Annotated in this window: 21 protein-coding genes and 1 tRNA gene; 7 read left to right on the top strand and 15 right to left on the bottom strand. The window is 66.1% G+C overall.

The window, feature by feature from the left end; genetic code table 11:
- Positions 1-6 precede the first annotated feature (6 nt).
- The 9 genes from TK90_RS00785 to TK90_RS00745 form a co-directional block, all read right to left on the bottom strand.
- Entirely contained in the window at positions 7-2568 is a 2562-nt protein-coding gene (locus TK90_RS00785) for a heavy metal translocating P-type ATPase (RefSeq protein ID WP_038049977.1), read from the bottom strand.
- A gap of 15 nt (positions 2569-2583) precedes the next feature.
- Positions 2584-3411, bottom strand: coding sequence for a FixH family protein (locus tag TK90_RS00780; protein WP_012981578.1), 828 nt, complete (start codon positions 3409-3411; stop codon positions 2584-2586).
- A gap of 271 nt (positions 3412-3682) precedes the next feature.
- On the bottom strand, positions 3683-5083 hold the full coding sequence (ccoG, locus tag TK90_RS00775) for a cytochrome c oxidase accessory protein CcoG (RefSeq protein WP_012981577.1): 1401 nt from the start codon (positions 5081-5083) through the stop codon (positions 3683-3685).
- A 160-nt stretch (positions 5084-5243) separates the two neighbouring features.
- The gene (gene ccoP / locus TK90_RS00770) at positions 5244-6167 is read right to left on the bottom strand and encodes a cytochrome-c oxidase, cbb3-type subunit III (RefSeq protein WP_012981576.1); all 924 of its coding nucleotides are present in this window, start codon (positions 6165-6167) and stop codon (positions 5244-5246) included.
- The gene (locus TK90_RS00765) at positions 6164-6382 is read right to left on the bottom strand and encodes a cbb3-type cytochrome c oxidase subunit 3 (RefSeq protein ID WP_012981575.1); all 219 of its coding nucleotides are present in this window, start codon (positions 6380-6382) and stop codon (positions 6164-6166) included. Before TK90_RS00765 ends, ccoP begins: the two co-directional genes overlap by 4 nt.
- Before the next feature lie 29 nt (positions 6383-6411).
- Positions 6412-7146: a cytochrome-c oxidase, cbb3-type subunit II gene (gene ccoO, locus TK90_RS00760; protein ID WP_012981574.1), complete on the bottom strand. Its 735-nt coding sequence runs from the start codon at positions 7144-7146 to the stop codon at positions 6412-6414.
- An 18-nt stretch (positions 7147-7164) separates the two neighbouring features.
- On the bottom strand, positions 7165-8652 hold the full coding sequence (gene ccoN, locus TK90_RS00755) for a cytochrome-c oxidase, cbb3-type subunit I (protein WP_012981573.1): 1488 nt from the start codon (positions 8650-8652) through the stop codon (positions 7165-7167).
- Positions 8653-8858: 206 nt separating this feature from the next.
- Positions 8859-9731: a malonyl-ACP O-methyltransferase BioC gene (gene bioC, locus TK90_RS00750; RefSeq protein WP_012981572.1), complete on the bottom strand. Its 873-nt coding sequence runs from the start codon at positions 9729-9731 to the stop codon at positions 8859-8861.
- 10 nt (positions 9732-9741) lie between these two features.
- Complete coding sequence (locus tag TK90_RS00745; protein ID WP_012981571.1) at positions 9742-10488, bottom strand: alpha/beta fold hydrolase; 747 nt, start codon at positions 10486-10488, stop codon at positions 9742-9744.
- Positions 10489-10593: 105 nt separating this feature from the next.
- On the opposite strand from TK90_RS00745, the gene plsY reads away from it, so the two are divergent.
- Positions 10594-11220 (top strand): glycerol-3-phosphate 1-O-acyltransferase PlsY, encoded by a 627-nt coding sequence (gene plsY, locus TK90_RS00740; RefSeq protein ID WP_012981570.1) that lies wholly within the window; start codon positions 10594-10596, stop codon positions 11218-11220.
- A gap of 9 nt (positions 11221-11229) precedes the next feature.
- Here plsY and tsaD read toward each other — a convergent pair whose 3' ends face one another.
- On the bottom strand, positions 11230-12240 hold the full coding sequence (tsaD, locus tag TK90_RS00735; protein WP_012981569.1) for a tRNA (adenosine(37)-N6)-threonylcarbamoyltransferase complex transferase subunit TsaD: 1011 nt from the start codon (positions 12238-12240) through the stop codon (positions 11230-11232).
- Between the two features lie 70 nt (positions 12241-12310).
- Positions 12311-13444, bottom strand: a complete 1134-nt coding sequence (locus TK90_RS00730; RefSeq protein WP_020146047.1) for a class I SAM-dependent methyltransferase — start codon at positions 13442-13444, stop codon at positions 12311-12313.
- Between the two features lie 133 nt (positions 13445-13577).
- On the opposite strand from TK90_RS00730, the gene TK90_RS00725 reads away from it, so the two are divergent.
- From TK90_RS00725 to TK90_RS00715, 3 genes are read left to right on the top strand one after another with little or no spacing between them, the layout of a single operon-like run.
- Positions 13578-14300 (top strand): pteridine reductase, encoded by a 723-nt coding sequence (locus TK90_RS00725; protein WP_018138211.1) that lies wholly within the window; start codon positions 13578-13580, stop codon positions 14298-14300.
- Positions 14301-14358: 58 nt separating this feature from the next.
- Positions 14359-14613: an accessory factor UbiK family protein gene (locus tag TK90_RS00720; RefSeq protein WP_012981566.1), complete on the top strand. Its 255-nt coding sequence runs from the start codon at positions 14359-14361 to the stop codon at positions 14611-14613.
- Positions 14614-14672: 59 nt separating this feature from the next.
- The gene (locus TK90_RS00715) at positions 14673-16178 is read left to right on the top strand and encodes a YifB family Mg chelatase-like AAA ATPase (protein ID WP_012981565.1); all 1506 of its coding nucleotides are present in this window, start codon (positions 14673-14675) and stop codon (positions 16176-16178) included.
- Between the two features lie 64 nt (positions 16179-16242).
- Here TK90_RS00715 and TK90_RS00710 read toward each other — a convergent pair whose 3' ends face one another.
- Positions 16243-17106 (bottom strand): c-type cytochrome, encoded by an 864-nt coding sequence (locus TK90_RS00710; protein WP_012981564.1) that lies wholly within the window; start codon positions 17104-17106, stop codon positions 16243-16245.
- 190 nt (positions 17107-17296) lie between these two features.
- Here TK90_RS00710 and TK90_RS00705 point away from each other — a divergent pair.
- Positions 17297-17373 (top strand) — tRNA-Arg (locus TK90_RS00705).
- Between the two features lie 780 nt (positions 17374-18153).
- Complete coding sequence (locus TK90_RS15445; protein ID WP_012981562.1) at positions 18154-18288, top strand: hypothetical protein; 135 nt, start codon at positions 18154-18156, stop codon at positions 18286-18288.
- A gap of 133 nt (positions 18289-18421) precedes the next feature.
- Here the strand turns inward: TK90_RS15445 and TK90_RS00700 are convergent, their stop codons facing one another.
- From TK90_RS00700 to TK90_RS00690, 3 genes are all read right to left on the bottom strand, one after another.
- On the bottom strand, positions 18422-19471 hold the full coding sequence (locus TK90_RS00700; RefSeq protein ID WP_012981561.1) for a DmsC/YnfH family molybdoenzyme membrane anchor subunit: 1050 nt from the start codon (positions 19469-19471) through the stop codon (positions 18422-18424).
- A 25-nt stretch (positions 19472-19496) separates the two neighbouring features.
- Positions 19497-20192: a 4Fe-4S dicluster domain-containing protein gene (locus TK90_RS00695; protein ID WP_012981560.1), complete on the bottom strand. Its 696-nt coding sequence runs from the start codon at positions 20190-20192 to the stop codon at positions 19497-19499.
- 67 nt (positions 20193-20259) lie between these two features.
- Positions 20260-23166 carry a molybdopterin oxidoreductase family protein gene (locus TK90_RS00690; RefSeq protein ID WP_012981559.1) on the bottom strand — a complete coding sequence of 969 codons (2907 nt, stop codon included), beginning with the start codon at positions 23164-23166 and terminating at the stop codon, positions 20260-20262.
- Between the two features lie 229 nt (positions 23167-23395).
- Between TK90_RS00690 and moaA the strand changes: the two genes are divergently transcribed.
- On the top strand, positions 23396-24400 hold the full coding sequence (gene moaA, locus TK90_RS00685; protein ID WP_012981558.1) for a GTP 3',8-cyclase MoaA: 1005 nt from the start codon (positions 23396-23398) through the stop codon (positions 24398-24400).
- The last annotated feature ends 44 nt before the right edge of the window (positions 24401-24444 follow it).

Here is a 24444-nt window from a genome sequence, read left to right as displayed (position 1 = left end):
CGGGCCTCAACCCGGGGGCGAGACGGACGCCTCGGCAGGCGCACGGCTGGCGTGCTCGCGCGGGGCAGCCACGCGGTCGCGCCCCGGACGCAAACGCAGGGCATTCCCCACCACCAGCAGCGAACTCATCGACATCCCCAACGCTGCCAGCCAGGGCGTAAGCAGACCGGCAGCAGCGATCGGCAGGGCCACCACGTTGTAGCCGATGGCCCAGGCGATGTTCTGGCGCACGATCCGCGTCGTGCGCCGCGCCTGATCCAGCGCCTCCGGCAACCGATCCAGGCGGTCGGAAGTCAGCACCAGATCGGCCTGGGTCTGCGCCAGACGGGTGCCGCCACCCATGGCCAGGGAGACGTCGGCCCCGGCGAGCACAGGCGCGTCGTTGATGCCTTCCCCGGCCATCAGCACCGTACGGCCCGCGGCCTGCAGGTCGCGTACATGGCGCAGCTTGTCCTCCGGCGTCAGGCCGCCATGGAACCGGTCGATGCCCAGGTGTTCGGCAAAGCGCTGTCCCGCCTCCGGACGGTCGCCGGTCAGGAGGATCACCTCGAGCCCGCGCGCACGCAGCGTCGCGACCGTCTCGGCCGCCTCGGGCCGTGGTGTGTCGGCGAGCCAGAAGGTCGCAACCGGCTGGCCATCCACCACCAGCCAGACCGGCGATGCAAGCGGGCTGTCCGCCGGGACCTCGACGGCCGGGGGTTCCGTTTGCGACAACATTGCGCGCCCCCCAATCGCCACCTCGCGCCCGTCAATCTGGCCGACCAGGCCACTGCCCGGCTCGTTATGGACGGCCTGGGCGGCCACGCCGGGGGCGGGCACGGCCGCACGGAAGGCCCGCGATAGAGGGTGTTCCGAATGGGCCTCCAGCGCCGCGGCCCACGTGCGCCAGTCCTGCCCTGGTGGCGGCGCCACATGATCCTGCTGTGCCACGAGGCGCGGGCGGCCCTCGGTCAGGGTGCCCGTCTTGTCCAGGCAGACGGTATCGACACGCGCCAGGGCCTCCAGGGTACGGCCGCGCGTTACCAGGAGCCCCAGGCGTGACAGCGTGCCCGTCGTCGCGGTGAGCGCGACGGGTGTTGCCAGCGCCAATGCGCAGGGACAGGTGGCGACCAGCATCGCCACCATCACCCACAGCGCCCGACTGGGGTCGATCCAGGCATACCAGACAAGGCCTGCGAGGGCGGTCAGGAGCAGGACCGCCCCGACAAACCAGCCAGTCCCGGTTTCGGCGATACGGGCGATCCGGGGTTTCTCACTCTGCGCACGATCGAGCAGGCGCTGGATCGCGGCCAGCGTGGTCTCGGCGCCAACGTGGCGCACCTCGACAATCAGCGGCCCATCGACATTGATGGTGCCGCCCACGACCTCGTCGCCAGCGGCAACCGGCGCGGGGTCCGGTTCGCCGGTCAGCAGGGCACGGTTAATCGTGGAGCGTCCCTGGACGACGAAGCCATCGGCCGGGACGGATTCCCCAGGCCGGACGCGCACACGGTCGCCGGGGCTCAGGTCACCAAGAGCCACGGGCTCTTCCTGCCCACCGGCATCCAGACGATGGGCCAGCGCCGGCACCAGTCGATCCAGGCGATCGATGGCCTGGCTCGCATGCTGTCGCGCGATCAACTCGAGGTAGCGACTGGTCAGCAGGAAGAACACAAACATGACCACCGACTCGAAGTAGACATGCTCGCCGGTCCCGAGCAGGACCGCGTACAGGCTGGCCACATAGGTGACGATGATGGCCAGGCTGACCGGGACGTCCATGCCGAGCCGGCGCTGGCGCAAGTCACGCCAGGCGCTCTGGTAGAACGGGATAGCCGAGTAGAACACCACGGGGGTGGTCAGGGCCGCTGCCACCCAGCGCATGAACTGCATCAGGTCGGCGTGCTGGGCATCGTCTTCGCCCAGCCAGATGGCCAGCGCCAGCATCATCACCTGCATCATACCGAGCGCGGCCACCCCGATTCGGCGCAGGGCTAGACCGCGTTCGCGGGCAATCGCCTTTTCGCGGGTGCCCGGGTCGTAGGGGTGGGCGTGGTAACCGATATCGCGGATCGCCTTGAGGATTGCGGACAGGGCGATGCGCTCCGGGTCCCAGACCAGTCGCGCGCGGTGGGTCGAATAGTTGATGCTGAAGGCGATCACGCCCGGCAGTGACTGCACATGGCGCTCGTTCAGCCAGACGCAGGCGGCACAGGTGATCCCCTCGAGGATCAGTGCCGCCTCGAGCCGGGACCCGCCGGTGGTGGCGGCGTCTGACGCCGGGGTCACGAACGAGCGCTGGACGGCCTCGGTATCGAAGAGTTCGAGCTCCCGCAGTTCGTCGGGGACCAGGGGCTCGCCGGCCTGCCCGGGCGGCGCCGGGCGGTGGTGATAGTAGGCGCCCAGGCCGCGCTCGATGATGGCCCCGGCGACAGCCTGGCAGCCGGGGCAGCAGGTGGGCCGCTCGCGTCCCTCGAACTGGACCGGGTAGTTCGCGCCACCCGGAATCGGCAGGCCACAATGAAAACAGCCACCGTCCGCGTCAGCGGGCGTGCCCGTGGACTCCACCTGGGGACGAGATCCGCTCACCGGCGGTCGGCGAGACTAGCTGGACTGGCCGCGAACGCGGGTACGCGCCTGCTGTTCGACCAGCTGGCCGTCATGCTCGACATGGAAGCGCAGGTCCCAGCGCCCCGGTGACGGCAGCGTCAGCTCGACCTGATAGAGCCCTTCACCGATCGGCTGCATATCGAAGGCCTGGTCGCGGCGCTCGTCGGCGACCCACATGAAGGTGCCGCGAATGTCGGCGTCAGAGATCGGCCGTCCTTCGGCATCGAGGACCTCCACCTGGAACGTGGCGGTTTCCCCTTCGACCGGGGTTTCCACCCAGCCCTGGCGCACCTGCCAGCCGAGTTCGCGCTGCTCCTGGAGCCGCGTCATGCGGTGCACCGCGAGGGCCTCGTCGCGCTCCTGGATGCCGCCCACCGTCCCGGGGAAGGCTGACGTCACGCGTTCGGCAGGATTTTCCGGTTCGGGCAGCAGGGTGCCGATAAACCGTTCGGGCATGCCGTTGTGGGCGAGCGTGATCAGCACCGCCTGGACGGAGGCGATGATCGTGAAGAATCCGACAATCACCAGCGGCGCCCAGTGCAGGCTGAACGAGCCCTTTTGCCCATCCTCGGCTTCGGCCTCCTTCTGCGTAAGGATGATTCCCAGCCCGTAGGGCACGATGATGTACAGCGCGAGATGGATCGCGAATACATCCGCGCCCTGCCAGGTGAGGATGGAGGTCGGGATGAACACGAACAGCATGATCGCCACCACTACGGCCGCCGTGTTGTAGGCGCGCAGACGGGTGAACTTGTAGATCAGCGCGAACAGCAACGCGAGCGCGGCGCTGCCCAGTCCAAGTGAGATGACGAGATTGCTCATGATGTCTTCATCGTGTCGTTCCGGCGCAGCAGGGTATCACTCGGATGGCGGCGCGCCAGTTTCGCCAGCCGGATTGTCGTAACTTACAAAAGCGCCAAATAAAGCCTTCCTGGCTTTCAGAGCCGCACGCGGCGCTTCACCGTCTTGATGCCTTTGCACGAGCAAAGGGGTTTGCAGCTTGCTTCGGAATCAACCACCTGCGGTGGTCGATCTCCGGCGGCACGTCCATGTGCCGCGGGGACACACCGATAATGCAGCGTCTCCCGCGCGATTAGCGGTGGCTGAAGCGGGCATCGGCCTCGACCGGGTCGATCCGCCCTTCGCGATCGCTGATCACGAAATAGAAGCGAATCGGCGAATCCGCTCCGGCCTCCACGTCGTGGCGCACGCGGGCTAGCACAGTCAGCCGCTGGCCGGGTTCAAGCCGGATCTGCTCGACCTGGCCCAGGTCGAGCGTCGCACCCTCGAGTCCGTCGATATCGAGCGTAAAATCGAGCTCCTGGTCGGAGACGTTGTTCAGGCGCAGTTCGTAGCTGTTCTGCACTCGACCGTCGGACATCTGCACGAATAGCGGCTGGCGCACCTGGTTGACGTTCACATCGACCGGCGGGCGTTCGAGAATGCTGAACACCAGCGCGCCGATGACCACCAGCACCGCCGCGCCATACCCGAGCGTCTTGCCCTTCAGCCAGCGGGTCTTGCCGCCTTCGAGCTCGCGTTCGGACGAATAGGCGATCAAGCCGCGGGGCCACCCCTGCTTGTCCATGATGGTGTCGCAGGCATCGATGCACAGCGCACAGTGGATGCACGAGACCTGCAGCCCATCCCGGATATCGATCCCTGTCGGGCATACCTGGACGCAGTACCCGCAATCGATGCAGTCACCGACCCCGGCGGCCTGACGCTCCTCGCGGGTCTTCAGACCCGCTTTCACCTTCGCGCGACCGGCCGTTCCCTCGCCGCGGTTCTGGTCGTACGAAACGATCAGGGTATCGCGATCGAACATCACACTCTGGAATCGGGCGTACGGACAGATAAAGGTACAGACCTGCTCGCGCGCCAGCCCGGCAAAGGTATAGGTGGTGGCGGTCAGAAGTCCCGCAGTCACATAGGAGGCAAACCGGGCATCACCGGTAAAGAAGTCACGCACCAGGGTCGGGGCATCGGCCCAGTACAGGACGAAACCGAGGCCCGTGGCGAATGCGACCAGGAGCCAGGACAGGTGGGTGGCCCCCAGCTTCCAGACCTTCTCGAAGTTCCACGGCTGCTTGGACAACCGGATACGGGCCGGCCGCTCGCCCTGGATCTTGCGCTCCAGGTACATGAACACATCGGTCCACAGTGTCTGGAAGCAGAAATACCCACAGAAAACCCGGCCCAGCACGCCGGTGACGAAGAACAGCAGCAATGCCGCGAGGACCAGAAAGCCCGCCAGCCAGAAGATGTCCTGGGCGTAGACGACCAGATCAAACAGGAAAAACTGCCGGTTGGGGATGTCGAACAGAACCGCCTGGCTGGGACCGTAGTCACGGTCCCAGCGCAGCCAGGGGAGGCCAAAGAATACCCCGTAGGCCAGGAGAAGGATCCCGGTCTTGAGATTTCGGAAACGGCCCTTGACCGATCGCGGGTGGATCGGAATCCGAGCCTCGTAGATTGGCTGGCCTTGCGCCATGAATCCTCCCGGGCATGAACCCGGCGTACGCACACCACCATGTGCGAGGGAGTGTCTCCCCAACGGAAGCAGGGGCCCGTACGGCCGTCAAGAAACCCGTGCGGAACCCCTGTAGTGCGAACCGGGGCTCACCCGCAGGTGAACCCCGGGAGTAATGGCTTTACTGACCGCCACCCAGCGAGTGGACGTACGCCGTCAGCATCTTGATTTCGTCGTCCGACAGGCGGTCGGCAAACGCCGGCATCTCGCGCTGGATACCATCGCGGACGAAGTTGGCCACCAGGCGCAGGCGCTCGGAGTCACTGTCCGCACCCTGCACGTCGATCAGACCCCAGATGTTGTTGGTCAGATTCGGCGCGCCCTGCGAGGCCAGGCCCTGGCCATCTTCGCCGTGGCACTGGAAGCAGCCGCCCTCCATGCCGGTGAAGATCCGTTCGCCGGCATCCGCCAGGTCGGAGTCAACATCGTAATCGTTCAGCGACAGGACATAGGCCGCCACTTCGTTCATCTGATCGCCGGTCAGCGTGTCGCGATAGCCCGGCATGTAGCCCAGACGACCTTCGCGGATGGTGTGCTCGATCTGCTCGACCGTGCCGCCCCACTTCCAGTGGTCGTTACGCAGGTTCGGATACTGCCCGATCACACCCGCGCCGCCGACCTGGTGGCAGGCCGCGCACCAGGTCCCGAAGGAGCCCTGGGCGTAGGCGTTGACGAAGCTCATGGAGTCGGCGTCGGCCAGGATCGTCTCGTAGTCCTGGCTGGCGACCTGCTCCAGCATCTCGCGCTGGCGCACCGCGTACTCGCCGGTCTGCATGTCGCGGGCCAGCAGGGCACGGGTATTCCAGTGCGTGGTGCGCTCTTCGCCGTTCACCTCGTAGGTGATGGTGGCAAAGCCTTTGGTGAAGCTGTCGCCGATGGGCCAGGCCGGATAGATCAGCCAGTAGACCAGCGCAAACACGACCGTGGCGTAGAAGCCCCACAGCCACCAGCGCGGGAGCGGGTTGTTGTATTCCTGAAGGTCCCCGTCCCAGACGTGCCCGGTGGTCTCGACCTGGTTCTTATCGCGGTTGTCCTGTGTGCTCATTGCTTTTCGCTCTCGGTTTTGTCGCGCCGGGCCGTGGGCTCCAGGTGCGAATCATCTTCTTCCAGAGGAATGTAGCGATACGTCTCGAACTTCCTGGCCCGGCTCGGCTTGGCGAACAGGTAAATCACGATCCCGATGAACGTGCTCATGAACAGCACCAGCGCAAACATCTTGCTGTTGCCGAGATCCGTGATCCATTCCCAGGCTGCTGCCATTTCTCCCAACCTTGGCCGGGCCGAATTCCCTAACGGAATTCGGCGAAGTGGCCGTCGTCGTATTCGCTGAAGTCCACCATGGTGCCGAGCACCTGCAGGTAGGCCACCATGGCATCCATCTCGGAGATGAACGAGGAGTCGCCGTCAAAGTTCTCGGCCTGCGCCTGCTCGATCAGCATCTCTTCGGCGTTGTTGATGTCGAACATCCGGGCGTGTTGTTCGCCGAACTTCTCGACATTGGCCTCGTACTCTTCCTCGGTGATCGAGTACGGCACGCCGACTCGCTTCAGGGCACGCATACGCGCCGCGATATCGGAGTAGTCCAGCGGCGTGGTCGCCAGCCACGGATAACCGGGCATGATCGACTCGGGCACCAGCGACTGCGGGTCAATCAGATGCTGGACCTGCCATTCATTGGAGTACTTGCCACCAACGCGCGCCAGGTCAGGCCCGGTACGCTTGGAGCCCCACTGGAACGGATGGTCGTACTTGGACTCCGCTGCCAGCGAGTAGTGGCCGTAACGCAGCATCTCGTCACGGAACGGGCGCACCATCTGCGAATGGCAGGTGTAGCAGCCCTCGCGGACAAAGATGTCCCGCCCGCGCTGCTCCAGCGGGGTGTACGGGCGCACGCCGTCTACTTCTTCGATCGTGTCGTCGATGTAGAACAGCGGGACGATCTCGACCAGGCCGCCCACACTGATCACCGCGAGCGTCAGGATGATCAGCAGGCCGGCATTGGTTTCAACGCTTTCGTGCTTCATGGATCTAGTCTCTCCCTATCAGGCCGTGCGGGCTTCGGCCGCGCGGGCTTCTTCACGCTCGCGAGCTTCGGACTTGATGCCCATGCGGACGGTCATGGCGATGTTCCAGGCCATGATCAGCATGCCGGCGAGGAAGAACCCGCCACCAATGGCACGCACCACATACGGACGATGCAGGAACACCACCGACTCGGTGAAGGTGTAGGCGAGGTTCCCGTACTGGTCGAAGGCACGCAGCATCAGGCCCTGACCGATACCGGCCACCCACATCGCGGTGATGTACAGCACGATCCCGATGGTCGCCAGGAAGAAGTGCACGTATACGAGCTTGAGGCTGTACAGGTTGACGCCCCACAGACGCGGGATCAGGTGGTACAGCGAACCGAAGGTGATCATCGCCACCCAGCCCAGCGCACCGGAGTGCACGTGGCCGACGGTCCAGTCGGTGTAGTGCGACAGCGCGTTCACGCTCTTCAGCGACATCATCGGACCTTCGAAGGTCGACATGCCGTAGAACGACAGCGCCGTGATCAGGAACAGCATGATCGGGTCGGTGCGCAGCTTATCCCAGGCCCCCGACAGGGTCATGATGCCGTTGATCATGCCACCCCAGGAGGGCAGCAGCAGCAGGATGGAGAAGGTCGCCGCCAGGGTGGAGACCCAGTCCGGCAGGGCGGTCCAGTGCAGGTGGTGCGCCCCCACCCACATGTACAGGAACACCAGCGCCCAGAAGTGGATGATCGACAGCTTGTACGAGTAGATCGGTCGACCGGCCTGCTTGGGCACAAAGTAGTACATCATCCCGAGGAAGGCCGCGGTCAGGAAGAAGCCCACCGCGTTATGGCCGTACCACCACTGACGCATCGCGTCCTGCACGCCGGAGAACAGCGGGTAGGAATCGGTGTGGAAGATGCCGACCGGCACCTCGAGGTTGTTGAAGATGTGCAGCAAGGCTGTCGCCAGAATGAACGACATGAAGAACCAGTTCGCCACATAGATATGCGGCTGGTTCCGACGCAGCAGGGTCTGCAGGTAGATCCAGAAGTAGGCCACCCACACGACCAGGATGATGATGTCGATCTGCCAGTTGAACTCGGCGTATTCGCGACCCTGGGTGATCCCCATGGTGTAGGTGATCACGCCGAGGATCAGCGCCAGGTTCCACCCGTAGAAGGTGAAGCTCGCCAGCGAATCACCATACAGCCGTGTCTGACAGGTGCGCTGGACGACATAGTAGGACGTCGCAAACAGGGCGTTACCACCGAAACCAAAGATGACCGCCGTGGTATGTACCGGACGGAATCGGCCAAAGGTGATCTGGGCGATATCGAAGTTCAGGAACGGAAATGCGAGCTGCGAGGCAATCCAGACCCCGGCCGCCATGCCAAACACGCCCCAGAGGACGGCGGCAATCGCGAAACGCTTGACGATCGCGTAGTTGTACTGCTCGGTTGAAGCGACTGACGTTGCGGGTACGGAACCCGCCGTAGTGGCTGCTTGCGACATGACTTTTTCCACCTTGCTGCGGGGAACACGGATGTCCCGATGGTTTCGGGGGGCGTGAACTTTACCCCATTCCAGACGCACAAAAAACCAAGACCGCCTGTAACACTCGGAAATAGCCCCAAGTCAGGCGGAACTTTCAGCGCCAGAGAGAATACATCTTTATGGCCTTGCTCTGCGAGGGGCCAATCGCGCCGGATTGATCTGGATCAAGAGACCGGCCGAACCGGGATCACCCGGCCTTGCGGCTTCGAGGGCGGCGGGGCCTCCGGCACCCAGGCATGGCCATACACAATCTCCCAAGTCGCCGGCAGTCGATCCTCGACCGCAAACGCCCGCGCATAGGCCTCGGCCACGGCCTGCAACCGGCGCGGGCCCAGCAGTCCGCGCCCACGCCCGGCCAGCGCATTGCGCACCCCCACCCCGCGCAGATCCCGCAGCAGGGTCTGGAAATCGCCGTAGGTGAGCGTCAGGGTCTCCTGATCCATCACCGGATCGGCGAACCCCGCGCGCACCAGGGCATCACCGATGTCATGCATATCGACAAAGGCATTCACGTGTTGCGCGCCCCCGCCGTCGACCTCGGCAAAGGCCGCGCGCAGCTCACGCAGGGTATCCGGGCCGAAGGTGGAAAAGGTCCACAGCGCCCCCGGGGCCAGCACACGCCGCACCTCGGCAAAGGTCTGATCGAGGCTGGCACACCACTGCAACGCCGCACTGGAGATCGCCAGATCGTAGTGCGCCTCCGGCAGGGGCAGTGCCTCGATGTCCGCACACACGGCCAGCGGCCGTCGCCACCAGCGGCCGCGGCGCTGCACCGCCGCGACCATCCCCGGGGCAAAGTCGACACCGGTCAGTTCGGCCTTGCGGTAGCGCCGCGCCAGGAGATCCAGCGCCTCCCCGGTGCCGCAGCCCAGATCCAGCACGCGGACCGGTTGGAGCTTGACCAGATCGAGTCGCTCGAGCAGCCGCCCCTGGACCTCGCGCTGCAGCACCGCATGGGCCTCGTAGCCCGCGGCCGCCCGCCCGAAGGCCTCGCGTACGCGCGCCTTGTCGAGTGCGTATTCATCTGCCTCCGTCATGGATCGCCGATCACTCCAGTGCCGCTACAAACTCGTTTATGAAGGCCGCCACGGGCGCCGGGTCCTGCCACCACTGCGCATGCCCCCCGGGCCGCACGGCCAGTCGGGCGTCCGGGCGCAGGCCGCGCAGGCCGTCCGCCACGGTGGACGGCACCAGCGCGTCCCCCTCGGCGAGGCAGGCCGCGACCGGCACCGGACTGGATTGCCAGCAGGCGCGCTGGTCACGGCCCATCAGGCAGGCCAGCCCGGCCGCAAGGCCCTGATCGGTCGCCGGGGTACCCTCCAGCTCGCTCGTCAGGTCGGCGGCCAGCGAGGCCGCTTCCGGCGAGCCCCTGGCGCAGAGCATGGCCAGTCGCCGGTGCAGTCGCCGCCGGGGCCCCTCGAGGGCCAACTGAAAGTCCGCAAGCTCCGCGGCCGGCAGCGCATGGCCCCAGTCCGGGGCCGCTGCAAAACGCGGCGTAGAGTTGAGCAGGATCAGCCCCCGGGTATCCGGCATCTGGCGCGCCAGCTCCAGCGCAACCAGCCCGCCGAGCGACCAGCCCAGCCAGATGGGGCGCGACAGCGGGCGCGGCAGCTGAGCCCGGATGGCCTCGCAGGTAGCCACAGGATCGCCCAGGGCCTCTCCACCAGCGAGTTCCCCGTGCCCCGGCAGGGCCGGCGCGTGGATCTCGAACCCGGGCAGCGCGGCACGCAAAGGCGCCCAGACTGCCGGGGAGAACCCCCAGCCGTGCAGCAGCACAAGGGTCGGGCGCGTCATCGCGGGCCAACCCGCCGCCACCCTGAACTCAGCGCCCCGGCTTGCGTATCATGGGCGCCGGTTCGCGCCGAACCCCACCCAACCGAATCTTCAGGTCGAGTTTGCATGGACATCGTACTGGGCATTGTCATCGCGTATCTGCTGGGATCGCTTTCCACGGCCATCGTCGTGAGCAAATTGCTGCGGCTACCGGACCCGCGTCACACGGGCTCGGGCAACCCCGGTGCGACCAACGTACTGCGCTACGGCGGCAAGAAGGCGGCCATCATCACGTTGATCGGGGATGTCGGCAAGGGCTGGCTGCCGGTGTTCGTCGCCGCCCAGCTCGGCATCTTCCCGACCTGGGCGCTTGGCCTGATCGGCCTGGCCGCCTTCCTCGGACACGTGTTTCCCGTGTACTACCGCTTTGGTGGGGGCAAGGGCGTGGCCACGGCCCTGGGCGTGCTACTGGCGCTCAACCCGCTGGTCGGCGGGCTCACGCTGCTGACCTGGCTCGTGGTCGCCGCGATCTGGCGCTACTCCTCCCTGTCGGCCCTGGTCGCGGCGACCCTGGCACCCGTCTATTTCGTGTTCCTGGAGCCGGACTTCTGGGTCGCGCTGATCGTGGCGGGCATGGCCGTGGTGCTGTTCATCCGCCACGACACCAACATCCGCCGCCTGATGCGCGGCGAGGAAGGCAAGATCGGCTACAAGAAGGACGAAGCCGAAGCGGAAGAGCCGCCCCGAGACTAGCGGTCTGCCTCAGGCGGAGAGCTCCGCCAACGGCCAGCGGGCACGCGCCGTGATCGCCGGGGCCTGGTCGTCGGGGGTCCAGCCCGCCTGCAGGCGGCGCAGCCCGGCGAGCGCGATCATCGCCCCGTTGTCCGTACAGAACTCGATCCGCGGAAAATACACCGGCACCCCCTGCTGCGCGGCCATCGCCTGCAGTCCCGCGCGCAGCCGGGTATTCGCGGCCACCCCACCGGCGACCACCAGCGCCGGGGCCTGACTCTGCTCCAGCGCCCTCCGGGTCTTCTCCACCAGGGTCTCGCTGACCGCCTCCTCGAACGCGCGCGCGACATCCTGCGGGCGGTATTCCTGCTTGTTCAGGGCAGTCAGCACGGCCGTCTTCAGGCCGGAAAAGCTCATGTCCAGCCCCGGCCGGTCGAGCATCGGGCGCGGCAGGCGCAGGGCATCGCTCGCCCCCTGCTCGGCCAGGCGCGACAGGGCGGGACCTCCGGGATAGCCCAGCCCCAGCAGCTTGGCGGTCTTGTCGAAGGCCTCGCCAGCGGCGTCGTCGATGCTCTCGCCCAGCAGTTCGTAGTCGCCCAGAGATCGGGCGTGGATCAGCTGCGTGTGCCCGCCCGAGACCAGCAGCACCAGGAACGGGAAATCGAGCCCGGCGTCTTCCAGGAACGGGGCCAGCAGATGGCCTTCGAGGTGATGTACCGGCATCGCCGGCACGCCCCAGCCCCAGGCGAGCGAACGCGCGACCGAGGCCCCCGTCAGTAGGGCCCCAAGCAGGCCCGGCCCGCCGGTATAGGCGATCGCATCCAGCTCGGGGCCCTTCACGCCCGCCTCGTCCAGCACCGCCCGCAGCAGCGGCAGCAGGCGCCGGATGTGATCGCGCGAAGCGAGCTCCGGTACCACGCCGCCGTAGACCGCGTGCAGGTCAGTCTGGCTGTACAGCCGGTGCGCGAGCAGGCCGCGCTGATCATCGATCAGCGCCACGCCCGTCTCGTCGCAGGAGGTCTCGATACCCAGGACTTTCATAAGAGCAGCATGCCTCGGGGCACGGGTGCGGGGAAGGATTCCGGGCGAACCGGACGGGATTGCGAGTCCCTCACAGGCGGCCGCGCCGATCGGGGATCGCGGTGAAATCGAGCGCGGTACAGGCGCGACCCAGGGTCATCACCTGAAAACGCTCGCCCATCTCTCCGGGCAGGGTCAGCATGCGCACGGCCTGGGCGGCCTGCATGGTCTTGCGGGCATCCTCGCCACTGCCGACGCGCGCCTCGAAGCGCTGCGCCAGGCCCGCACCCAGCAGGAACTCGCCCTGCGCGGCATAACCGAGCACATCGAGCCCCGCCGCATCCGCGGCCTCGGCCACCGCAGTGAAATCGACGCTGGCCGTCAGGTCCATCAGCCCGGGCTGCGCCAGGGGGTCCAGCATCATCTGCTGACGGTAATAGCCAACCAGCGTGCCCTGGTGGCGCTCCGCGGCGTAATACGCGGCCCGCGGAAACCCGTAGTCGACCAGCAACGCTACACCCTGCTCCAGACAAGCGGCCACGCTCGCAACCCAGGCCGCCTGAGCCGGACGCCACTCGGAGGTGTATCCGTCGGGCCAGGGGCCATGCACCGCCTGCAGCTCGCGCACGACGTCCGCCAGTGGCTCGGGGGCCGACTGCTCCGCCAGCACCAGCCTGCCGTCGCCATCCACTGTGACACCCATCTGCCAGGGCTGGCCCTCGCGCCAGCGAAAGAGCTCCACCGGCAGTGCGTCGAGCACCTCGTTCGCCAGTACCACACCCCGGATCGGCTCCTCGGGCAGGGCATCGAGCCATTCCACCCGGGCGTACTCCTCCGGCTCCAGGCGTTCCGCCAGGTGCTCCTGCTGCACGGCCCGCAGGTCCGGGCTGACCTCGATGATCTTGTAGCACTGCCAGCCCACGCCCAGCTCGCGCAGCGTCACAAGCACATCGCCGGCCAGCCGGCCGCTGCCCGCGCCAAACTCCAGCAACTGCCCGCCGCCCGCCAGTTCGTCGCGCAGCAGCGGGGCCAGCCAGCTGGCCAGGGTCTCGCCGAAGAGCGAGGACAGCTCCGGCGCGGTCACGAAATCACCGCCCGCGCCCAACTTGCGCGCCCCGTTCACGTAATAGCCGAGCCCCGGCGCATACAGCGCCTGGTGCATGTAATCGACAAACGGGAGGAACCCGCCGTGCGCGGCGATACTCTGTTGCAGGGAGTCGTGCATCTGCCGCGCGATGGCGGCAGCCGGGTCGTCCGGCGTGGGTGTGCTAGGTTTCGGCGGCAGCATGGCGACAAATGGTACCAAGGCGAGGCATGACGTGACGGAACACACACAGGGAGAGCGATCGGAAACCGGCGTGGTGCTGGTCACTGGATCCGCGCGCCGGGTCGGCGCGACCATCGTGCGCTGGCTGCACGGCGAGGGCCTGCGCGTGCTCATTCACTATCGAGGGTCGCGCGACGACGCTGCCGCCCTGGCCGACTCGCTGAATGCCCGGCGCGAGGACAGCGCGCGCATCCTGCAAGCCGACCTGCTGAACCTGAACGACATCCAGCGCCTGGCACGCGAGGCGGAAGAGGCCTGGGGGCGGCTGGATTACCTGGTCAACAATGCCTCGACCTTCTACGCGACCCCGGTCGGCGCGATCGATACGCAGGCATGGGATGACCTGGTCGGGTCCAACCTGAAGGCCCCCACATTTCTGACCCAGGCCTGTGCGCCGGCGCTCGCGCGCACCCGGGGCGCAGTGGTCAACATCGTGGACATTCATGCCCTGCGCCCGCTGAAGGGTTACCCCGTGTATTCCGCGGCGAAGGCGGGACTCTGGGCCCTGACCCAGGCCTATGCCCGCGAACTGGGCCCGGACGTGCGTGTTAACGGCGTCGCACCCGGCGCAATCCTCTCGCCCGAGGATCCGAACAATGCCGGGACGCACGAAGCGATGGTCGAGCGCACCGCCCTCAAACGCGAGGGCCACCCCGACGACATCGCCCGTACGGTACGCTTTCTGCTGCTGGATGCGCCCTACATCACCGGACAGGTGATCCCGGTGGATGGCGGGCGCTCCGCCTCGCAGTAACGATCCGCGCGACGCGCTACACTGAATACATCCTCGAATCAAAAGAAGAGAACGGCCCATGATCGACCCCAAACGCTTTGACGATCTCGCGCGCCGGATCACCGAGAGCCTGCCAGAGTCGGTGCGCCATATGCAGGAGGATGTCCAGCGTCAGGTCCGCTCGTCGCTGCAGCACGGCTTCGAGCGCATGGACCTGGTCACCCGCGAGGACTTCGACGTCCAGGTTGCGCTGCTGGAACGCACCCGCGAACGCCTGGCCGAGTTGGAAGCCCGCGTGGAGGCCCTCGAGGCCGAACGCAAGACCGCGGAGTAACACACTCCCCATAGAACCACCGGGCACGGAGGCCCGGACCCGCAACAGGGAGGGCAAGGATGCCCATTGCCATCAGCCATGCCCGTGCGGTCGCCGGGATCCAGGCACCGCTGGTCACCATCGAGACTCACCTGGCCAACGGCCTGCCGTCATTCCAGATTGTCGGCCTGCCGGAGGCGGCCGTGCGCGAGAGCCGCGACCGCGTCCGCGCGGCCATCCAGACCAGCGGCTTCGACTTTCCCCGCCGCCGCATCACCGTCAACCTGGCCCCGGCCGACCTGCCGAAGGATGGCGGGCGTTTCGACCTCGGCATCGCATTGGGCATCCTCGCCGCCAGCCAGCAGATCCCGGGCAGCGCCCTCGAAGGGCGCGAGTTTCTGGGCGAACTGGGACTGGACGGGACCCTGCGACCGGTCGGCGGGACGCTGGCCGCCGCACTGGCAGCCGCTAATGAGGCGCGCGAGCTGATCGTGAACCCCGAGGACGGGGCCGAGGCGGCACTGGCCAGCGCCGCGCGGGTGCGCACCGCCGACCACCTGATCGCGGTCTGCGCCGGGCTGCAGGGTCAAGGGGAGCTGGACGAGGGCCGACCCGTCGAAGCGGAACCGGATCGCTACCCCGACCTGGCCGATGTGCGCGGTCAGCACCAGGCACGTCGCGCACTGGAGATCGCGGCCGCGGGTGGCCACCACCTGTTAATGGTCGGCCCGCCCGGCAGCGGCAAGTCCATGCTGGCCGCACGCATACCGGGCATCCTGCCACCGATGTCCGAGGCGGAAGCACTGGAGACCGCCGCGATCCACAGTCTGCGCGACACCGGCCACCTGCAGCGCGACTGGCGCGCCCGACCGTTCCGCTCGCCCCACCACACGGCCTCGGGGGTCGCACTGGTCGGTGGTGGCTCCACACCACGCCCGGGCGAGATCTCGCTGGCGCATCACGGCGTGCTGTTTCTGGACGAGCTGACCGAATTCCAGCGCAGTGTGCTCGATGTCCTGCGCGAGCCGCTTGAGACCGGGACGATTCATATCGCCCGAGCCGCCCGGCAGGCCGAGTTTCCCGCCCGGTTCCAGCTGGTAGCGGCGATGAACCCCTGTCCACAGGGCTTCGACTGCGACCTCGGGGCGCGCTGCCAGTGCTCCCCGGAACAGATGGCGCGCCACCGGCGACGCCTGTCCGCGCCGCTACTGGACCGCATCGACCTGGCGATCGAGGTCCCGCGCATCCCGCCGCCCGAACTGGCCTCGCATGGCGAACCCGGCGAAGACTCCAGGACCGTCGCGCAACGCGTCGCCCTGGCGCAGGAACGCCAACGGCAACGCCAGGGCTCCCTCAATCGCGAACTGGCGGGCCAGATGCTGGACCAGCACGCCACCCTGGAGGCAGGCGATCGCGCCCTGCTGGACCGCGCTGCGGAGCGCTTTCGCCTGTCGGCACGCGCCTACCACCGCATCCTGCGCCTCGCGCGGACGATCGCCGACCTCGAACCCAGCGACCCGATCACGACCGGTCACCTGACCGAGGCGCTCAGCTATCGCGCGCTGGATCACTGGCGCACCCAGTAACCAGGCAAAGAAAAGGCCCGCACGGCAGCTGCCGACGCGGGCCTTGAGATCGGATCGAAACCGATCAGTCTTCGAAGGTCGCGACGTACACCGCCAGGTCGGCAATGTCCTGGTCCGACAGGCGGGCCGCATTCGGCGCCATCAGGGCCGTGCGGTCACCCACGGTCTCGCCGGCACGGTAGCGCACGAGCTTGTCGGCGGTGTACTCGGCGGTCTGGCCGGCAATCTTCGGGAACGCGGGGGAACCCTGACCCTGGGCACCATGGCAAGCGATGCAGGTGCTGTACAGGGACTCGCCACGACTCACGTCACCGGTATCCAGGGCAATCCCTTCCAGTGCTTCGTCGTCCTCGACAGCGGCATCGTCATCTTCGGTCACGGCCTCGCCGTTACCGTTTTCGTCACCATTGCCGTTCTCATCGCCGTTGGCGTCTTCGGGCTCCCAGCCGTGATCAATACCGGCTTCGTCCAGCATGTAGACCACCACCAGCTTCACTTCCTCGTCACTCAGGCTGGAATCACCGCCGCGAGCCGGCATCGCACCTATGCCGTTGATGGAGTTGTCGAACACCTCGTCCAGGCTGCGCTCGTCGAGGCGGGCGGCCCAGGCGTCGGAGTCGCCCTTGATCGGGGCATCGGAGGCCCCGGTGTCGTGACAGGCCGCACAGACATTGCTGTAGATGTCACCCGGACTCAGGTCGGCGGTCTCTTCCTCCATATCGACCGGACCGGAGGCCACGCGACCGATCGGCTGGATGCGTTCGACGATCCGATCGCGCTCGGCCTCACTGGGCTCGCCTAGCTGGAGCCCTCCCATGAAGTTCGCCAACTGGATCAACAGGTAGATCACAGTGGCGAGCAGCGCCACGGATGCGATGAACATCAACACCTTGTTACCGGTGTCCATCTTGATCGGTTGATTCGCCACTTGCTCTCCCTCCGAAAGGTGCGGGCCGCGCGCGGCCGTAATGGTTCCTAGCCCAAGTATTCCCACGCGCCAGGCGCGCAAATCGGGCGCCGAGTATAGGGCATCGTCCCTCTCGAGACCACAAACCCAGTAGGGCAGTCAAAAATGCGCTGGACGGACCCGCTCAGCGCCCCGTATCATTACTCGTCTTGCGCCCGTAGCTCAGCTGGATAGAGCGCTGCCCTCCGGAGGCAGAGGTCAGAGGTTCGAATCCTCTCGGGCGCGCCATCATAAAGAAGAAGGGCCCCTAGCGGGCCCTTCTTCTTTATGGGGGTGTGCCCCGAGGGCCCGATGAGAACCTCCGTTCGAGCCGAGGCCCGCGCAGCGGGCCGACGCGCGGTACCGCCGCAGGCGGTGCCGGCCCGAAGGGCCAAGCGACCGCAGGTCGCGCAGCCATCCTCTCGGGCGCGACGTTTAAACGCCCTCGGAGCCAACCCCGCGAACCTCCGTTCGAATCGAGGCCCGCATCGCGGGCCGACATCGCGGCACCGCCAACCGGCGGTGCCGGTCCGAAGGACCGAGCCGCCAAAGGCGGCGAAGCCATCCTCTCGGGCGCGAAGCACGAACACCCAGGAAGCCAGCCCCATGCCTCCGTTCGAGCCGAGGCCCGCGCAGCGGGCCGACGCGCGGTACCGCCGCAGGCGGTGCCAGCCCGAAGGGCCAAGCGACCGCAGGTCGCGCAGCCATCCTCTCGGGCGCGCCGCCCGAACACCCCCGAGCCCAACGCCGCGCCCCCGTCGAATCAAGGCCTGCGCAGCGGCACGGCATCGCAAGTCACCCCCTCGGCGACAGCCTCGGGGCGTTCGCCGGCGCGAAGCCGTGCTTCGCGAAACCCCGGCTCACCCTCTCGGGCGCAACATCAGTTCCGCTTCCAACATGTCCTGGCCCGACCAGCGCGGCGATCCGGCATCCTGACCGGCAAATGCCGCCACTCCCTTGATCCAGATCAAATCGAAGCCCCGGCAGCAGCGCTAGCTTGAAGGTGACCACTGCAACCGGGAGTGCGTGATGTTGACTGAAATCATGTTTCAATCGCCCATCGGGATCCTGACGATCCTGACCCTGGTGGGCATCGTGGCGTTCTTCGTGTATGTCGGCTACTTCATCCTTCATGGCATGCACGAGGACGACAAGGCGAAATAACCCGCCTTGGGGAAACCAGGCACCATAAAAAAACGGGCCAGCATGCTGGCCCGTTTTAGTTGGGTATTCCCTGACGAGACCCTCGGTGGTCACCCGGCAACTGCGCCCGGCAACCGCCGAAGGCCGGCCGACATCAGGAGCCGGAGCCCCCGGGGGTATCCCCCAGCTCCCAGCGGCGCGCGTCAGTCGGGTCCGTGACCGGCGCGACCGAGGTACGGCCGCGAGCGGGCTCGGCCAGGGAGTTGGTGCAGGTCTGGGCACCGTGGTACAGGCGCACGACGTGCTTGGCCTCGGCGAAGAACAGCCACCGCTCCATGCCGATACCGATCAGGCTCGAGACAGCGGCCAGCCAGGCGATGCCGGCCGGGGCGCCCGACAGGATCGACGCGAACACCAGGACCGGGGCCACAAAGCCGAGCAGGAAGACGCCCATCTTCACGTTGTCGATGGTGTCCTTGCGCGGGTCGTAGCCGAACTCGTCGGTCAGGAAGGTGCCGGCGGTGTGGCCGGTATCCAGCAGGCGCACGGTCGCACGGTTGAAGGTGGTGGCGGTATTGATCGTCGGGCCATTCACGCGCGAGATCCAGAAGTAGTAGATCGCCTTCAGCACGGCGGCAGCAACCAGCGCGACCATCGCGACACCCGCATGCATCGCCGTGGCATTGCCGAACACGGTGGCAATGGCGGCAAACAGCGTGGTGCCGGTCGCGATGCCCAGCATGATGTAGTTGGCCGGGGTCAGCGCGGTGTTCCACTGGCGGATGGTCTTCAGACAACCGTAGATCATCCCCGTGGAGAACAGGGTGATCACGGCCAGCACGGCGGCGATCACGCCGGCCAGCGCCGGCAACGGCCCGATGGCCGCGCCCTGCAGCAGGACGCCCAGGCCATAGATCCCGGCGAAGGGATAGAACAGCACCGCGAACACGGCCTCGCGCGACAGCCAGGAGGTCTTGAAGCGCATGAACGAGCGCCAGGCGTTCTTCTTGTTCGCCAGGTGGCCGGTGGAGAGCATCAGCCCCAGGGTGATCATCCCCAGCGAGACCGCGCCGTGTGCCAGCAGCTCGCCGTGGCTCATGGCCGGACCGATGCCCGCGAGGTGGAAGGCCGCCAGCAGGATGAACAGGCCGTAGCCCGCACCGGAGATGACGGTAAACAGGATGACGGAAAATGCCGGATGCATATGAATTCTCCCGATCGGGCCGCGCCTAGCGCGCGACCATCTTGTTGACCCAGTCCTTCACCGAGCTGACCAGACGGTTGGCCCGCACGTCGTCGATGGGGATGGGACGGGTGATACGCGGGGGCAGATAGGTGTTGACTGGCTTGTAGCCCAGCTCCGGCATCTGCTTCACGCCGCCACGCTCGCGCACCAGGCGGCTGACCTCGGAGTTGTCGTCGTCGAAGTCACCGAAGAACCGGGCATGGGCCGGGCAGGTGATCACGCAGGCCGGCTGGCGTTCTTCCGGCGGCAGGGCCTCGTCGTAGATGCGGTCCACGCACAGCGTGCACTTCTTCATCACGCCGTCTTCGCGGTCCAGCTCGCGCGCACCGTAGGGGCAGGCCCAGGCACAGTAGTTACAGCCCATGCACTTGTCCTGGTCGACCAGCACGATGCCGTCTTCCGGACGCTTGTAGGAAGCGCCGGTCGGGCAGACATTCACGCAGTCGGCATACTGGCAGTGCATGCAGGACATCGGGATGTTGACGGTCTTGTTGTTGGGGTAGTCCCCGACCTCGTAGTGGCGCACGCGGTTGAACCAGACGCCGCTCGGGTCCTCGCCGTACGGGCGATAGTCGGTCAGCGCACCGGTGGTGCCGCTGGTGTTCCACTGCTTGCAGGCCACCGCACAGGCGTGACAGCCCACGCAGGTGTCCATGTCGATTACGAGTCCAAGTCGCATACAACTACTCCTCAAATTTCCTCGGGCCGCCGGCCGGGGCCGGCGGCATGGCCCGGATCCGTGATGCCTAGCGGTCTTCGTCCAGCGAGCCGCGGGTCAGCACGTCACGGATGGAACGATTCAGGTGCACCGGCTTGTGCGCGGCGTAGCGCAGCTGATCCGGGGCCTCGGACATGCCGGGGGCCGGCTTGACCGTGTCGAAGTCGGGCCAGGTGCTGGCCTCTTCCGGATCGGCCGGAGTGATCTTGACCTTCAGGTCGTACCACGCGGCCTGGCCGGTTACTGGGTCGGAGTTGGTGATGTTGTCCACCGGATCGCCCTTCTTCGGCAGCAGCTCGCTGATCAGGTGGTTCATCAGGAAGCCCTTGTTGGACTCGTTCGCGTCCGGCTTCAGGCCCCAGGCGCCCTTCTGCTTGCCGATCGCGTTCCAGGTCCAGACGGTGCTCGGCTCGCAGCCCTCGATCAGCTTGACCTGCACACGGACCTTGCCGTTGTGCGATTCCATCCACACCCAGGACAGGTCCTCGATGCCCATGGACTCGGCCTTGCCGCGGTTCATGTACAGGTAGTTCTGGGCGCAGATCTGACGCAGCCAGGCGTTCTGAGAGTCCCAGGAGTGGTACATGAACATCGGGCGCTGGTTGACCGCGTAGAACGGGTACTCGTCCTCGTCGATACGGGTCTGCTCCAGCGGCTTGTGCCAGATCGGCAGCGGATCGAAGAACTGGGTCAGGCGATCCTTGTGCTCCTGCTTGGTCGGCTGCGGACCGTCATACAGGCCCTGGCCGGCCAGCTTGAAGCGCTGCTGGGTCTCGGAATAGAGCTCGATCGTGATCGGATCGGTCTTGCCCACCCAGCCGGCGTGCTTGGCCAGCTCCAGGTACTCCTTGTTCGCGTAGCGGTAGAACTGCTGGTTCGGCGCCAGGTGATGCACGAAGAACCCCTGGTTCTCGATGTACGCCTCCCACTGCTTCGGGTTCGGCTCGCCACGCAGATGGCTCTTGCCGTCCTTGCCGCGGTAGCCGGACAAAAAGCCGATCCCCGGCTCCTTCTCGAAGTTGACGATGAAGTCCTTGTAATCGTCGAACTTGCGGCTGCCGTCGTCGTTGGTGAACGCCGGGAACTTCAGACGACCGGCCAGCTCGACCATGACCTCCTGCCAGGGACGCACGTCGCGGTCGACCTCGAGGATCGGGTGGCGGATGGAGTCCGCCGCCGCGGCCGGCTCGGAGATCGGGCGGTCCAGCATGGAGATCGTGTCGTAACGCTCCAGATAAGTCGTGTCCGGGAGCACCAGATCGGCAAAGTTGACCGTCTCCGAGTGGAACGCGTCCGCGACCACCAGGAACGGGATCTTGTACTCGCCGCTGTCGTCCTTCGCCCGCAGCATGTCCATCACCTCGGCGGTATTCATCGAGGAGTTCCAGGACATGTTCGCCATGAAGAAGATCAGCGTGTCGATCGGGTAGGGATCGCCGTTGACCGCGTTGGTCACCACCATGTGCATCAGGCCATGGTTGGAGATCGGAGCATCCCAAGAGAAGGCCTTGTCGATGCGCAGCGGGTTGCCGTCGTCATCGATGACCAGGTCCTCCGGCGCGGTCGGGAAACCGAGCGGCGGGCTCTTCAGCGGGGTGTTCGGCGCGCATTCCTTGGCCGGCTTGATGCCCGGCGGGACGTGCTTGGGGTACGGCGGCTTGGCCAGGTGACCACCAGGGCAGTCCACCGAGCCCAGCATGATCTGCAGCAGATGGATCGCGCGGCAGGTCTGGAAGCCGTTGGAGTGCGCGGAGATGCCGCGCATCGCGTGCATGGAGACCGGACGGCCGAACACCTTGTCGTGCTTGCGGCCCCAGGAGTCGGTCCACTCGATGTCGAGCTCGATCGTCTCCTTGAACGCGACGTGCGCCATCTCCAGCGCCAGACGCTCGGTCTGGTCGGCCGGCACGCCAGTGATCTTGGCGGTATTTTCCGGGGAATACTCCTCCGACAGATAGCGCTCGGCCAGCAGCGTCATCACGGTCTTGACCGGGCGGCCATCGGGCGCGGTGTACTCGCCGAACAGCGCCGGCTTGATATCGACCTGGGTGCCGTCGACGAACGCTTCCTGCTCCAGTTCCCAGACCAGCGGGTTGCCGGCCTCGTCACGCAGGATCAGGCCATCGCCCTTCTGCCCCGGGGTCTGCACGACCAGCTGGGTGGCGTTGGTGTAGCGCACCAGGAAATCCCAGTCGAACTGATCGTTCTTCAGCAGCACGTGCAGCATCGACAGCGCGAACAGGCCGTCGGTACCGGGCTTGATGCCCACCCACTCGTCGGCGATCGCCTGGTAGCCGGTGCGCACCGGGTTGATGGCGACAAACTTGCCGCCGCGGCGCTTGAGCTTCTCCAGCCCGATCTTGATCGGGTTGGAGGCATGGTCTTCCGCCACGCCCCAGAGCATGTGGTACTTGGTGCGGTCCCAGTCGGGATCGCCGAACTCCCAGAAGGCGAAACCGGTGGTGTACAGGCCGCCGGTGGCCATGTTGACCGAGCAGAAGCCACCGTGGGCCGCCCAGTTATAGGTGCCGAACTGGGTCGCCCACAGGCCGGTCAGGGCCTGCATCTGGTCACGGCCGGTAAAGAACGCCAGCTTGCGCGGGTCGGTCTCGCGGATCTTCTGCAGACGCGTGGACAGCATGTCCAGGGCCTCGTCCCAGGAGATCGGCTCGAACTCGCCGGCGCCGCGCTCGGTACCCGGCTTGCGGCGCATCGGCTGGTGCAGGCGCGCCGGGGACTGTTGCTTCATGATGCCGGCGTTGCCCTTGGCACACAGCACACCCTTGTTGATCGGGTGGTGCCGGTTGCCCTGGATATAACGGACCTTGTTGTTCTGGACCGTAACCTTGATGCCGCAGCGGCAGGCACACATGTAGCAGGTGGTGTACTTGATCTCCTGCTCGCTGTGGTTCTCGAACTCGGGTAAGGCACTCATTCAGGCGACCCCATAGATTATGGTTTGCTTATTCACGCTGGGCATATTGGCCATAAAGAAGCCTTTTGGCTAACGAAAAGTTCTTATCTAGGAATAAGCAGAAATAATCTACGAGAGAATTTATTTATTGCCGCATCGAATCTGGGGCCTTGTTGTGGCAATCACGGAAAAGTGGTCTACGATGTGTACCATGAAACATATCGCCCCCAGCGGCAGGACGGGACACCGTATGCAACACGCCCTCAAGGACGAGAACGCCCTGGTCGACGCCTTCGGCCGCCGCATCGAATATGTCCGTCTCTCAGTTACCGACCGCTGCGATCTGCGCTGCTTCTACTGCATGCCCAAGGGCTTTCGTGACTTCGAGGAGCCGGAGCACTGGCTGAGCTTCGAGGAGATCGAGCGCGTGATGGGGGCCTTCGGGCGACTCGGCACCCGCCGCGTGCGCCTGACCGGCGGCGAGCCGCTGGTGCGCAAGAACCTCCCGGATCTGGCCGCGCGCCTGAACGCCCTGCCCGGCATCGACGACATCTCGCTGTCCACGAATGCCACGCGCATGGCGCGCCATGCCCAGGAGCTGAAGGACGCCGGCGTGGCCCGCATCAACGTCAGCCTCGACTCGCTCAAACCCGAGGTCTTCAAGGAGATCACCGGCGGCAAGCTGGAGAAGGTGCTGGACGGCCTGATGGCCTCCAAGGCCGCCGGGCTCGACCCAATCAAGATCAACATGGTGGTGATGGGCGGGATCAACGAGCCGGAGGTCGAGGACATGGTCGACTTCTGCATCGAACACGGCTTCACTCTGCGCTTCATCGAGACCATGCCGATGGGCGACACTGGCCGCGAGGCAAAAGAGGGTCACTACGTGAACCTGCAGGACGTGCGCGCCCGTCTGGAGCAGCGCTACAACCTCGTCCCCGGCGTGATGCCCGGCGGCGGCCCGGCGCGCTACATGCAGATCCCGGATACCGACGTGCGCATCGGCTTCATCACCCCGATCTCGCAGCACTTCTGCGACACCTGCAATCGCGTGCGCCTGTCGGTGGACGGCACTATCTACACCTGCCTGGGCAACGAACACAGCCTGAACCTGCGCCCCTACCTGCGCGAAGGCTGCAGCGACTCGGAGCTGGAAGACCTGGTAATCCAGGCGATCAACCTGAAACCCGAGCGTCACGAGTTCTCGGAACGCCCGGAGAAGGTCATGCGCTTCATGTCCATGACCGGCGGATGACACCACCGCAAGGCTTGCTAACAAGAAAGGCCCGTCCAGCGAGA

This window comes from Thioalkalivibrio sp. K90mix (assembly GCF_000025545.1).
GTDB lineage: Bacteria > Pseudomonadota > Gammaproteobacteria > Ectothiorhodospirales > Ectothiorhodospiraceae > Thioalkalivibrio.
This window is presented reverse-complemented; position numbering and strand designations above follow the sequence as displayed.